The organism is Streptomyces piniterrae (assembly GCF_005048155.1).
Classification (GTDB): domain Bacteria; phylum Actinomycetota; class Actinomycetes; order Streptomycetales; family Streptomycetaceae; genus Streptomyces; species Streptomyces piniterrae.
Genome location: NZ_SUMB01000010.1, coordinates 225,729 through 238,659, shown reverse-complemented (window position 1 = coordinate 238,659; position 12,931 = coordinate 225,729). Strand labels below are relative to the sequence as shown.

At 70.5% G+C, this 12,931-nt stretch carries 9 protein-coding genes; 3 read left to right on the top strand and 6 right to left on the bottom strand.

Annotated features, from left to right (window positions below; all coding sequences use genetic code 11):
• Window positions 1–251: 251 nt before the first annotated feature.
• The 6 genes from serA to FCH28_RS26895 all read right to left on the bottom strand — a co-directional run bounded on the left by serA (window position 252) and on the right by FCH28_RS26895 (window position 10,132).
• On the bottom strand, window positions 252–1,856 hold the full coding sequence (gene serA / locus FCH28_RS26920; RefSeq protein ID WP_136742743.1) for a phosphoglycerate dehydrogenase: 1,605 nt from the start codon (window positions 1,854–1,856) through the stop codon (window positions 252–254).
• Between the two features lie 268 nt (window positions 1,857–2,124).
• Complete coding sequence (gene ilvC / locus FCH28_RS26915) at window positions 2,125–3,123, bottom strand: ketol-acid reductoisomerase (protein ID WP_136742742.1); 999 nt, start codon at window positions 3,121–3,123, stop codon at window positions 2,125–2,127.
• Between the two features lie 101 nt (window positions 3,124–3,224).
• Window positions 3,225–3,749, bottom strand: coding sequence for an acetolactate synthase small subunit (gene ilvN / locus FCH28_RS26910; protein WP_136742741.1), 525 nt, complete (start codon window positions 3,747–3,749; stop codon window positions 3,225–3,227).
• A 26-nt stretch (window positions 3,750–3,775) separates the two neighbouring features.
• The gene (locus FCH28_RS26905) at window positions 3,776–5,638 is read right to left on the bottom strand and encodes an acetolactate synthase large subunit (RefSeq protein WP_136742740.1); all 1,863 of its coding nucleotides are present in this window, start codon (window positions 5,636–5,638) and stop codon (window positions 3,776–3,778) included.
• Between the two features lie 208 nt (window positions 5,639–5,846).
• Window positions 5,847–8,831, bottom strand: a complete 2,985-nt coding sequence (locus FCH28_RS26900) for an EAL domain-containing protein (protein WP_136742739.1) — start codon at window positions 8,829–8,831, stop codon at window positions 5,847–5,849.
• 314 nt (window positions 8,832–9,145) lie between these two features.
• Window positions 9,146–10,132, bottom strand: coding sequence for a 2-hydroxyacid dehydrogenase (locus FCH28_RS26895; RefSeq protein ID WP_136742738.1), 987 nt, complete (start codon window positions 10,130–10,132; stop codon window positions 9,146–9,148).
• An 88-nt stretch (window positions 10,133–10,220) separates the two neighbouring features.
• Between FCH28_RS26895 and FCH28_RS26890 the strand changes: the two genes are divergently transcribed.
• The 3 genes from FCH28_RS26890 to FCH28_RS26880 all read left to right on the top strand — a co-directional run bounded on the left by FCH28_RS26890 (window position 10,221) and on the right by FCH28_RS26880 (window position 12,904).
• The gene (locus FCH28_RS26890; RefSeq protein ID WP_187363931.1) at window positions 10,221–11,261 is read left to right on the top strand and encodes an aldo/keto reductase; all 1,041 of its coding nucleotides are present in this window, start codon (window positions 10,221–10,223) and stop codon (window positions 11,259–11,261) included.
• 198 nt (window positions 11,262–11,459) lie between these two features.
• Complete coding sequence (locus FCH28_RS26885) at window positions 11,460–12,650, top strand: PQQ-dependent sugar dehydrogenase (RefSeq protein ID WP_136742737.1); 1,191 nt, start codon at window positions 11,460–11,462, stop codon at window positions 12,648–12,650.
• A gap of 65 nt (window positions 12,651–12,715) precedes the next feature.
• A complete protein-coding gene (locus tag FCH28_RS26880; RefSeq protein WP_136742736.1) occupies window positions 12,716–12,904 on the top strand; it encodes a DUF6191 domain-containing protein in 189 nt (62 codons plus the stop codon).
• Window positions 12,905–12,931: the final 27 nt, after the last annotated feature.

The following is a 12,931-nucleotide window of genomic DNA, read 5'->3' as shown; positions in this document are numbered from 1 at the left end:
TCTCTCCTTCCACACGCACCGGCGGGGGCACGCGCAGTTCCCATTGCGCGTCGCGCCCCTCCCCTCAGCGACTCGGGAGGACGGCGGCCGCCGGGCCTCGGCGGCGTCAGGACGGCACTGGCGCCGCCCGCCACCTCCGCTTCCGGTACGCCGTTCGGGTGAACGGCGCTCACGAGCGCCCCGGGTACGCGAACGGGCCCGGACGCCGCCGAAGCGGGGTCCGGGCCCGTTGACCCGCGAAGACCGGTGGCTCAGTGGTTGAGGTTCACCGCGCGTACGGAGGTCGCCTCGATCTCCTCGGCGATCTCGGCGAGCACCTGCGCCGGGATGGTGTCGTCGATGGTCAGCGCGACCAGCGCCTCACCGCCGACGTCGGACCGGGAGACCTGCATCCCGCCGATGTTGATGCCGGCCTCGCCCAGGATCCGGCCGACGGTGCCGACGACACCGGGACGGTCGCTGTAGCGCAGGAACGCCATGTGGTCGGCGAGCGCCAGGTCGATGGAGTGGTCGCCGACCGCGACGATCTTCTGGATGTTCTTGTGGCCGGAGAGCGTGCCGGAGATCGAGACCTCGTCGCCGCCCGCGAGGGTGCCGCGCACGGTCACCACGTTGCGGTGCTCGGGCGACTCGCTGCTCGTCGTCAGCCGCACCTCGACGCCGCGCTCCTGCGCGAACAGCGGGGCGTTGACGTACGACACCGTTTCGTCCACGACGTCCTCGAAGACGCCCTTGAGCGCGGAGAGTTCCAGCACCTTGACGTCGTGCTGGGTGATCTCGCCGTACACCTCGACGTCCAGCCGCAGCGCGACCTCGCCGGCCAGCGCGGTGAAGATCCGGCCGAGCCGCTCGGCCAGCGGCAGCCCCGGCTTGACGTCCTCGGCGATGACCCCGCCCTGGACGTTGACCGCGTCCGGCACCAGCTCGCCGGCCAGCGCGAGACGCACCGACTTGGCGACCGAGATACCGGCCTTCTCCTGCGCCTCACCCGTCGACGCACCGAGGTGCGGGGTGGCGACGACCTGGTCGAACTCGAAGAGCGGCGAGTCGGTGCAGGGCTCGACGGCGTAGACGTCCAGACCGGCGCCGGCGACCCGGCCCTCCTTCAGCGCGGTGGCCAGCGCCGCCTCGTCCACGATCCCGCCGCGCGCGGCGTTCACGATCCGGACCGACGGCTTGACCTTGTGCAGCGCCTCGTCACCGATGAGACCGACCGTCTCGGGCGTCTTGGGGAGGTGGACGGTGATGAAGTCCGAGACCTCCAGCAGCTCGTCGAGGGAGAGCAGCTTGACGCCCATCTGCGCGGCGCGGGCCGGCTGCACGTAGGGGTCGTAGGCGACGACCTTCATGCCGAAGGCCGACATCCGCTGCGCGACCAGGACACCGATCCGGCCGAGGCCGACCACACCGAGGGTCTTCTCGCTGAGCTCGACGCCGGTGTACTTGCTGCGCTTCCACTCGCCGTTCTTCAGGGCGGTGTTGGCCTGCGGGATGTTGCGGGCGGTGGCGACCAGCAGACCGCAGGCGAGTTCGGCGGCGGTGACGATGTTGGAGGTCGGGGCGTTGACGACCATCACGCCGGCCTTGGTGGCGGCGGAGACGTCGACGTTGTCCAGGCCGACGCCGGCGCGGGCGACGACCTTCAGCTTCTTCGCGGCGGCGATGGCCTCGGCGTCGACCTTGGTCGCGCTGCGCACGAGGATGGCGTCGACATCGGCGATGGCGGGCAGCAGCTCGGCGCGGTCCGCGCCGTTGCAGTGCCGGATCTCGAAGTCCGGACCGAGAGCGTCGACCGTGGCGGGCGACAGTTCTTCGGCGATCAGTACAACGGGTTTACCCGTCTGGGCAGTGCTCACGTGGTCTTCAGTCCTCACTAGTCCTTCGCGGACGGCCGTCCCGACGGCCGAAGGCGGTGAAGGGGGCAGCCGCGTGGAAGACGCACGACGTTGTGAGCCTGAACGCGCTTGTGGTGTCGAGTGTAGTGGCGGTTCCGGGCGGGCCCTGCGCCGAAGCGTCAGGATCACCCGTGCGGGTTCTACGCGGTGGACAAGGCGATGATGCCCCATCGGCGGCCTCAAGGACGAGGGGGCCGCGACTCTCGCCGCGACCCCCTCTCCTTCGGGCTTACGCCTCGTCGTCCACCCAGCTCATCAGCTTGCGCAGCTTCTTGCCGGTGGTCTCCAGGAGGTGGTCCTCGTCGGCCTTCTTGTACTCGTTGTACTTCGGCAGACCGGCGTTGTACTCCGCCATCCAGTTGTTGGCGAAGGTGCCGTCCTGGATCTCGGCGAGCACCTTCTTCATCTCGGCCTTGGTGTTCTCGTTGATGATCCGCGGGCCGGTGACGTAGTCGCCCCACTCGGCGGTCTCGGAGACCGACCAGCGCATCTTCTCCAGGCCGCCCTCGTACATGAGGTCCACGATCAGCTTGAGCTCGTGGAGGCACTCGAAGTACGCGATCTCCGGCTGGTAGCCCGCCTCGACCAGGGTCTCGAAACCGGCCTTGACCAGCGCCGAGGCGCCACCGCACAGAACCGCCTGCTCACCGAACAGGTCGGTCTCGGTCTCCTCGGTGAAGGTGGTCTTGATGACGCCGGCGCGGGTGCCGCCGATGCCCTTGGCGTACGAGAGGGCCAGCGCGAAGGCGTTGCCGGAGGCGTCCTGCTCGACACCGGCGATGCACGGCACGCCGCGGCCTTCCTCGTACTGGCGGCGGACCAGGTGACCCGGGCCCTTGGGGGCGACCAGGGCGACGTCCACGCCGGCCGGGGGCTTGATGAAGCCGTAGCGGATGTTCAGGCCGTGGCCGAAGAACAGCGCGTCGCCGTCCTTGAGGTTGTCCTTGATGGACTCCTCGTAGACCTTGGCCTGGATCGGGTCCGGCACCAGGATCATGATGACGTCGGCCTCGGCGGCCGCCTCGGCCGGGGTCACCACGCGCAGGCCCTGCTCCTCGGCCTTGGCCTTGGACTTGGAGCCCTCGTGCAGACCGACCCGCACGTCGACACCCGAGTCACGCAGCGACAGCGCATGGGCGTGGCCCTGGCTTCCGTAGCCGATGACCGCGACCTTGCGGTTCTGGATGATGGACAGGTCGGCATCGTCGTCGTAGAACAGCTCGGCCACTTCGGGTATCTCCTTGGATGTAGCTGGTTGCCCACACAGTACGCGGGCGGAGTGGGAAAGGTTCGGGGGTCTCGCCATGCGGTCCGGGGGACCGGGGCGGGTCAGGCCGAGCGGTCCAGTGCGCGCAGCGAGCGGTCCGTGATGGACCGGGCGCCGCGCCCTATGGCGATGGTGCCGGACTGCACCAACTCCTTGATGCCGAACGGCTCCAGCATCTTGAGCATCGCCTCGAGCTTGTCACTCGATCCGGTGGCCTCGATCGTGACGGCGTCCGGGGAGACGTCCACCGTCTTGGCGCGGAAGAGCTGGACGATCTCCACGATCTGCGAGCGGGTCTCGTTGTCGGCGCGGACCTTGGCGAGGACCAGTTCGCGCTGGATCGCGGAGCCCGGCTCCAGCTCGACGATCTTCAGGACGTTGACGAGCTTGTTGAGCTGCTTGGTGACCTGTTCGAGGGGCAGCGACTCGACGTTGACGACGATGGTGATGCGGGAGATGTCGGGGTGCTCGGTGACCCCGACCGCGAGCGAGTCGATGTTGAAGCCGCGGCGGGAGAACAGGGCGGCGATCCGGGCCAGGATGCCGGGGGTGTTCTCCACCAGGACGGAGAGCGTGTGCTTGGACATGGGTCTCGTTCCTCTTCCTACGGCTCTCAGTCGTCTTCGTTGTCGCCGAAGTCGGGACGCACGCCCCGGGCGGCCATGACCTCGTCGTTGGAGGTGCCGGCGGCGACCATCGGCCACACCTGCGCGTCCTCGTGGACGATGAAGTCGATCACGACCGGGCGGTCGTTGATGGCGTTGGCCTCCGCGATGACCTTGTCCAGGTCGTCGGGGGACTCGCAGCGCAGCGCGACACAGCCCATCGCCTCGGACAGCTTCACGAAGTCCGGGATGCGGGTACCCGCCGACGGCTGCTTGCCGTCCGCCTCGGGGCCGCTGTGCAGCACGGTGTTGGAGTAGCGCTGGTTGTAGAACAGGGTCTGCCACTGGCGGACCATGCCCAGTGCACCGTTGTTGATGATCGCGACCTTGATCGGGATGTTGTTCAGCGCGCAGGTGACCAGTTCCTGATTGGTCATCTGGAAGCAGCCGTCGCCGTCGATCGCCCAGACCGTACGGTCCGGCTGACCGGCCTTGGCGCCCATGGCGGCGGGGACGGCGTAGCCCATCGTGCCGGCGCCGCCGGAGTTCAGCCAGGTCGACGGCCGCTCGTAGTCGATGAAGTGGGCGGCCCACATCTGGTGCTGGCCGACGCCCGCGGCGTAGATCGTGTCGGCCGGGGCGAGCTTGCCGATCCGCTCGATGACCTGCTGCGGGGACAGGCTGCCGTCGTCCGGCAGGTCGTAGCCCAGGGGGTAGGTGTCGCGCCAGCGGTTGAGGTCCTTCCACCAGGCGCTGTAGTCGCCGCGGTGGCCGGCGTCGTACTCCGCCTGGACGGCGACGATCAGGTCGGCGATGACCTCGCGGGCGTCGCCGACGATCGGGACGTCGGCGGCGCGGTTCTTGCCGATCTCCGCCGGGTCGATGTCGGCGTGCACGACCTTGGCGAACGGGGCGAAGGAGTCCAGCTTGCCGGTGACCCGGTCGTCGAAGCGGGCGCCGAGGGTGATCAGCAGGTCGGACTTCTGGAGGGCGGTGACCGCGGTGACCGCGCCGTGCATGCCGGGCATGCCGACGTGCTGGGGGTGGCTGTCGGGGAAGGAGCCCAGCGCCATCAGGGTCGTGGTGACCGGGGCGCCGGTCAGCTCCGCCAGGACCTTCAGCTCGGCGGTGGCGCCGGCCTTCATCACACCGCCGCCGACGTAGAGCACCGGGCGCTTGGACTCGACGATCAGCCGGGCGGCCTCGCGGATCTGCTTGGCGTGCGGCTTGGTCACCGGGCGGTAGCCGGGCAGGTCGGTGTGCGGCGGCCAGGCGAAGGTGGTCCGGGCCTGGAGGGCGTCCTTGGCGATGTCGACCAGGACCGGGCCCGGACGTCCGGTGGAGGCGATGTGGAACGCCTCGGCGATCGTCTTGGGGATGTCGGCCGGGTCGGTGACCAGGAAGTTGTGCTTGGTGATCGGCATCGTGATGCCGCAGATGTCCGCCTCCTGGAAGGCGTCCGTGCCGATCGCCTTGGAGGCGACCTGGCCGGTGATCGCGACCAGCGGGACGGAGTCCATGTGGGCGTCGGCGATCGGCGTGACCAGGTTGGTGGCACCCGGGCCCGAAGTCGCCATGCACACGCCGACCTTGCCGGTGGCCTGGGCGTAACCCGTGGCGGCGTGCCCGGCGCCCTGCTCGTGGCGCACCAGGATGTGCCGCACCTTCGAGGAGTCCATCATCGGGTCGTACGCCGGAAGGATCGCACCGCCGGGAATGCCGAACACGGTGTCGGCCCCGACCTCCTCGAGCGAACGGATGAGGGACTGCGCGCCCGTGACGTGCTCGACGGTCGCGGGCTGCTGCTGCGGTCCGCCGGAGTTACGGGCCCGCGGCTGCGGATGGTGGGCCCCGGAGGCCTGCTCGGTCATCTGCGTCTCTTCTCGAAGCTGAGGGTTTTGGCGGGATTTGTGAGGTTGCTATGCAACAAAAAACCCCTCGTGCCGTGAGGCAAGCGAGGGGAGCGCGTCGGTGCGGTCAGCTGGGCTTCATCAGGGCCCAGCTTCAGCCGACGCGCTTTCCAAGTACGAGAATTCGGGTGCGCATGGCACTGACCCTCCCCCTCCCGCACCATGAGTGTCAAGTGGGTGGGATGGGGGTCTCACTATTTGAGCGCAATGGGGGATGCGCGATGGCGTCGGGACCGGCCACACCGCCGTGCCGGACGGGCAGGCCACTGCCGCTGAGCACCACGGCGCGGGCGGCCTGCCCCGGGCTCCGCCCCTCGCCGGCCAGGTCCGGCACCGGGTAGCTGCCGACCGTCAGGGCGCGGCGCAGCCGGTGTTCGTCCAGCGGCCCGGAGAAGGCCATGCCCTGGCCGTGGGTGCAGCCCATGGAGCGCAGCGCGAGGACCTGCTCGGGAAGATCGACGCCGTCGGCGACGGACTGCATCCCGAGATCGGCGGCGATCCGCAGCAGCCCGGCGGTGATCTTGTGCAGCCGGGCGGACTCCACCACACCGTCGACCAGCCCGCGGTCCAGCCGCAGGACGTCGATGGGCAGCCGGCGCAGCGCGCTCATGGCGGCGTAACCGCTGCCGAAGCCGTCGAGGGCGATGCGTACGCCCAGCCGGCGCAGCGCGACCAGCCGCCGCTCCAGTTCGTCGAGGGGGATGCGGGGATCGCTTTCGGACAGTTCCAGGACGAGCGCGCCGGAGGGCAGGCCATGCCGGGTGAGCAGGGCCTCGACGCTCTTGGGGGGCATCCCGTCCCGCGCGCTGTCCAGCAGCCGGCGGGCGGAGACCCGGACGGCGACCGGCACGGTGTGGCCCGCGCGGTGCCGCGCCGCGGCCTGCTCGACGGCCTGTTCCAGCTGCCAGCGGCCCAGCTCGGCGGTGCGGTCGGCGTCGTCCGTGGGCCGGCCGCGCTCGGCGACGCGGAGGAACTCGGCGGGGGTGAAGAGGATGCCCTGGGCCGATCGCCAGCGGGCGTGCGCGGCGACCGCGGTGACCCGGCCGCCGGCCAGCTCGACGACCGGCTGGTGCAGCAGCACGAACTCGCCGTCGCGCAGGGCCGTACGGAGGGTGGTGGCGAGCTCGGCGCGGTCCATCACCTCGGCCTGCATCTGCGGGGCGTAGAGCTCCACCCGGCCCTTTCCGGCCTGCTTGGCGCGGTACATCGCGAGGTCGGCGTTGCGCAGCAGCCCCGCCGGGGTGACGCCCGGCTCGGCGAAGGCGACGCCGATGCTGGCCGCGACGCGGACGTCGCGGCCGTCGATCCGGTACGGCTCGGAGAGCTTGATGCGCAGCCGGTCGGCGATCTCGTGCATACGGAACTCGCGGGCGGCGCGGTCGCGGGTGCCGTCGCCCGTGATGAGCGCGGCGAACTCGTCGCCGCCGAGCCGGGCCGCTATGTCCCCCGAGCGGACGGACTCGCCGAGCCGGCGGGCCGCCTGCACCAGGAGTTCGTCGCCCGCCTGATGCCCGATGGTGTCGTTGACCTGCTTGAAGCCGTCGAGGTCGATGTAGAGCACGGCGGTGCCGTGGTCGCTGGCGCGGCGGCCGGTGACGGCCTGGCTGACGCGTTCGGTGAACAGGGCCCGGTTGGGCAGGTCGGTGAGCGCGTCGTGGGAGGCGTTGTGCTGGAGCTGGGCCTGCAGACGGACCCGCTCGGTGACATCGCGGGAGTTGAAGATCAGGCCGCCGTGGTGGCGGTTGACGGTGGATTCGACGTTGAGCCAGCCTCCCCCACTCTCGGCTTCGCTCGAGCGGGAGGTGCCCCCACCGCCGGTCCGCAGCTCGCCGGCGCGGAAGCGGCATTCGATACGGGTGGTCGGCTCGGCGGCGGGGTCCGCGGCGAGGAATCTGCGGACCTCGTGCACCACCCGCCCCAGGTCTTCCGGGTGGATCAGCGCGGCGAGCTCGGAGCCGACCAGCTCCTCGGCGTCGCGCCCGTAGACGCCGGCGGCGGCCGGGCTCACGTAGCGGAGCACTCCGGTCGGCGCGGCGATCATGATGACGTCGCTGGAGCCCTGGACCAGGGAGCGGAAGTGGTTCTCCTTCTGGGCCAGTTCCTGGGTGAGGGTGATGTTGTCGAGCAGCATGATGCCCTGGCGGACGACCAGGGCGAGGACGACCGCGCAGCCGGTGAACAGCACCACGTGGTCGATGCGCCGGCCGTCCAGGACGTTGGTGAGGATGCCCAGGGTGCAGACGGCGGCGGCGAGATACGGGGTGAGGGCGGCGAGCGAGCCCGCGATGGGGCGGCTGCCGTGCGGCTGGAGGCGCGGTGCGGCCGACTGGACCTCGTCGTCGGCGCACTCGTTCTGATTGCGCCGGGCTACCCAGGGCGCGTAGGCGAGCAGCATGGAACCGGCGAACCAGCCGGCGTCCAGGATCTGGCCGGACCGGTAGTGCTCGCGCAGCAGCGGCGAGCTGAACAGGGCGTCGCACAGCACCGTCAACGCCAGTGCGGCGATTGCGGTGTTGACGGCGGAGCGGTGCACCGAGGAGCGTTTGAAATGCAGCGCGAGGACCATGCTCACCAGCACGATGTCCAGCAGCGGATAGGCGAGGGACAACGCGCTCTGCGCGACGCTGCTGCCCTGGAAGTGGGTCGTGTGGGCGAGCGCCAGGCTCCAGGAGAGCGTGAGCAGCGAGCCGCCGATCAGCCAGGCGTCCAGTCCGAGGCAGACCCAGCCGGCCCTGGTCACCGGCCTCTTGGCGAGCACCAGCAGGCCGACGATGGCGGGCGGGGCGAACAGCAGAAAGCAGAAATCGGCCAGCGAGGGGCTGGGGACGGTGGTGCCGAGGACGACCTCGTACCAGCCCCAGACGCCGTTCCCGAGGCCGGCCATCCCGGACGAGACGGCGAACAGCATCCACGCCGGCCGGAAGCGGCTCTGGTGCTTGCGGGCGTACAGACCGCAGGAGACGGCCGCGATCAGGGCCGCGAGGCTGAGCCCGAAGTCCCCCATGAACATGGCGACTTCGGCCGAGCCCCAGCCGAACGCGGCGCCGATGGCATAGCCGGCGCAGACGGCGGCCAGCGCGATCTGCGGCACCACGCTCGGCGGACCGCTGGTCTGGGTCTGCGGCCTGGAGAGCACCGCCCCGGGGGCGCTCACCGTTCTCTCCCGCTCGCCCGTGCCCGGCAGTGCGGCGATCGGAGCACTCGGCGCTTCCGGGGGTCCTGCGGTATTTCCGCGGGCGCTCGTGGATCGCGCGTCTCGCGATTCGCCCATCGACCGTACATCGCCCGTCGCCCCCCTCGAGTTCCGGATCTCGCACCGCGTCGTATACAGCACGCCGCGGTCCCCGCTCGGGACGATACACCAATTCAGTCACTCAGGGACATAGCCCCTCTACAGAGCGTGACCAGCTAACCAAATGTGAACACAGCCCGCATTCGTACGGCCTCGTAGAGCGATGCGCAGCCGTCTCAGTCTGCTGTTGCGATCACGTTCCCGACGGGTTCCCCACCCGCGAAAAGCGCCAGCTGCTCGCGCAGAAGCCGCTTCGCACGGGGCAGAAAGGCAGAGCTGGGGCCACCGACGTGTGGAGTGATGAGCACGCCCGGAGCGTGCCACAGCGGATGGCCCGCCGGCAGGGGTTCGGGATCGGTCACATCGAGCGCCGCGCGCAGCCGGCCCGACTCCAGTTCGGCGAGCAACGCGTTGGTGTCGACGATTCCGCCGCGGGCGATGTTGACGAGGAGTGCGCCGTCCTTCATCCGCGCCAGGAAATCGCTTCCGACCAGGCCATGGGTCTCTTCGGTGAGCGGAGTGGCGAGTACGACGACGTCCGCGTCGGGCAGGAGGTCGCTCAGGGCGGAGAGTGGAAGCACTGGACCGCGCACAGTGTCACGTGCGGTGCGCGCGATGCGCGCCACCCGCGCGCACTCAAAAGGTGTGAGCCGCTCTTCGATGGCACTGCCGATCGAACCGTACCCCACTATGAGGACCGACTTGTCGGCGAGGGCCGGCTGAAAACCGTGCCGCCACTCCTCCGCGTCCTGACCCCGTACGAAATCCGGGATGCCGCGCAGCGACGCCAGGATCAGGGTGAGCGCGAGCTCGGCGGTGCTGGCGTCGTGCAGTCCGCGGGCGTTGCACAACTGGGCGCCGGCCGGCATCCGGGGCAGTCCGGGCAGCATGTGCTCGATACCGGCGGTCAGCGTCTGTACGACCCGGACATTGCGCATGAGCGGCAGCGGCCGCAGTGACGGCTCGGCGCCCTTCATGTAGGGCACGCAGTAGAAGACGCACCGGGCGGGGTCGGCCGGGTATGCGGGGCCGGCGTCCCAGTGGACGTAGTTCAGCCCTTCGGGGAGGCCGTCGATCTCCTCGGGCGGGATCGGGAGCCATACGTCCTTCGGGGCGGGGTTCGGATCGGTGCGCGGGCCGGGGCGCCGGTCGGTTGATGCCATGGCCAGAGGCTATGCGAAGAGGCGTTCCCCTCAGACGTTAGTTTGGACTGGCCCTTGACCGGGGGCGAGGGGACGGAGGCACAACCAGGTGGAGCGCAGGACGATCGGCGCGGGGGCCCTCGAAGTGGGCGCCATCGGGCTCGGCTGCATGCCGATGAGCTGGGGGTACACCGAGTCGCAGCGGAGCGGGGAGGGCTCCCTGCGGGCCGTGCACGCCGCGCTCGACCGGGGCTGCAGCCTGCTGGACACCGCCGACATGTACGGGCCCTTCACCAATGAACTGCTGGTGGGCCGGGCGCTCAAGGAGCGGCGCGAGGACGCCTTCGTGTCCACCAAGTGCGGGCTCCTCGTGGGCGAGCAGCACATCGTGGCCAACGGGCGGCCCGGTTACGTCAAGCGGGCCTGCGACGCGTCGCTGCGCCGGCTGCAGACCGACCGTATCGATCTCTACCAGCTGCATCGCGCCGACCCCGAGGTGCCCATCGAGGAGACCTGGGGGGCGATGGCGGAGCTGGTGGCGGCGGGGAAGGTGCGGTCGCTGGGGCTGTGCGCGGTGGGCGCGCGGGCGGTGCGGCCGCCTCGGGCGGCCCGTACGGAGCGCCTGGCGGCGGCCGGCGGGGCGCGCGTACGGTCGCGGATGCATGACGGCACGCTGCGCCAACTGGAGCGTATTCAGCAGGTGTTCCCGGTCAGCAGTGTGGAGGCCGAGCTGTCGGTGTGGTCGACGGAGGCGCTGGAGGCGCTGCTGCCGTGGTGCGAGTCGCGCGGCGTCGGCTTCCTGGCGGCGATGCCGCTGGGCAACGGCTATCTGACCGGCACCCTCACCCCGGGGCAGGGCTTCGAACCGGAGGACATACGGGCCCGCCACCCGCGCTTCACCGCCGAGATGATGGCGGCGAACCAGCCGGTGGTGGCCGGGCTGCGGAGGATCGGCGCCCGGCACGGCGCAACGCCGGGCCAGGTGGCCCTGGCCTGGGTGCTGGCGCAGGGGCGGCATGTGGTCCCGGTGCCGGGCACGAAGAAGGAGCGCTGGGCGGCGCAGAACGCCAAGGCCGCGGATCTGGTGCTGACCCGCGAGGATCTGGCGGAGATAGCCGGGCTGCCGCCGGCGCGGGGGTCCTGGTACTGAGCCGGTACCGCCCGGTGCCCGCACCGGCCGCCGCGTACGACGACGCACTCCGCGCAGGCCCTCGTGCGCATCCCCGATCGCCCCGCCCGTCCCCGGATCCTGGCAGGTCGCGACGGGCCCGGAACCCCGAACGCGCGGCACCGGGCCGCGCGATGTGGTGTCCTTGTCCACGCCCTGCCGACGAGAGGACCCCCTGCCGTGCAACGCCGCTCCCAGACCGCCGTGTTGGCCGCCGCTTCGCTGCTTCTGGCAGCGGGCTGCTCGTCCGGCGGCGCGCAGCCCGAGAAGGGCGGGCCGTCCGCGGATGCCACCGCCAAGAGCCCGGGGGCCTCCGCCGCGCCGGCCTCGCCGAAGGCCACGCCGTCGCCCGCCGCGCCGCCCGCCAAGGGGTCGGTGAAGGTGACGGCCACGCTAACCACCGGGCTGAAGTCGCCGTGGGGCGTGGCGCCGCTGCCGGGCGGGGATCTGCTGGTCGCCTCCCGTGACACCGGGGACATCTTCCGTATCGCGGCGGACGGGAAGAAGACCCTGCTCGGGTCGGTGCCAGGGGTCGAACCCGGCGGTGAGGGCGGCCTGTTGGGGCTCGCGGTGTCGTCGGACTTCGGCGCCGACCATCTGGTGTACGCGTACTTCACCACGGCGACCGACAACCGCATCGCCCGCATGATCTACGACGAGAAGCGGCCGCCCGGCATTCAGCTCGGCCAGCCCGACACGATCTTCAAGGGCATTCCCAAGGGCCAGATGCACAACGGCGGCCGGATCGCGTTCGGCCCGGACAAGATGCTCTACGCCGGTACCGGCGAGACCGGTGACAAGGGCCTGGCACAGGACAAGGAGTCCCTGGGCGGCAAGATCCTGCGGATGACACCGGACGGCGAGCCGGCGCACGGCAACCCCTCGGCGGACTCCGTGGTGTACGACTACGGCCACCGCAATGTGCAGGGGCTGGCCTGGGACGGCGAAAAGCGGCTGTGGGCCTCGGAGTTCGGGCAGGACACCTGGGACGAGCTCAATCTGATCGAGCCGGGCAAGAACTACGGCTGGCCGGAGGTCGAGGGCCGGGCCAAGGGCGCCGAGGGGAGCGGGGCGGGCTTCGTGGACCCGGTCGCCCAGTGGAAGCCCGCGGACGCCTCGCCCAGCGGTATCGCGTACGCCAAGGGCTCGATCTGGATGGCCGGGCTGCGCGGCGAGCGGCTGTGGCGGATCGCGCTGAAGGGCACCAAGCCGGTGGGCGCTCCGCAGGCGTTCCTGAACGGCGAGTACGGGCGGCTGCGGAGCGTCGTCGCGGCCGACGACGGGGGGTTGTGGCTGGTCACCAGCAACACGGACGGACGGGGCGACGTCCACAAGGGCGATGACCGGATTCTCCACCTCAAGGTGACCTGATCCCTTTTCGCGTGACCTGCCTACACTCGGGTAATGGGGGGCGGGTCACGTCGATAGGGGGCACATTGTTCAACGTCGTCGAAGAGCTTTTCGCACCCGGCCGCAAGCACACGGACGAGGAGCGGCAGAAGATGTCGCTCGTCGTCGACGATGTGGGGGACAGTGACCCCGGGGAGGGCCCGATAGACCTTTCGTCCGGCAAGGTCGTCGTCAGGGCACGACAGAGCTCGGACTCGGCCGGCGACACCGGCTGAGTACGGCCCGGTGGGGCGCGGCCCAGG

Coding starts and splice junctions, on each gene's coding strand:
- ilvN (WP_136742741.1), bottom strand. CDS start 3,749: ATGTCCAAGCACACGCTCTCCGTCCTGGTGGAGAACACCCCCGGCATC.
- FCH28_RS26905 (WP_136742740.1), bottom strand. CDS start 5,638: ATGACCGAGCAGGCCTCCGGGGCCCACCATCCGCAGCCGCGGGCCCGT.
- FCH28_RS26895 (WP_136742738.1), bottom strand. CDS start 10,132: ATGGCATCAACCGACCGGCGCCCCGGCCCGCGCACCGATCCGAACCCC.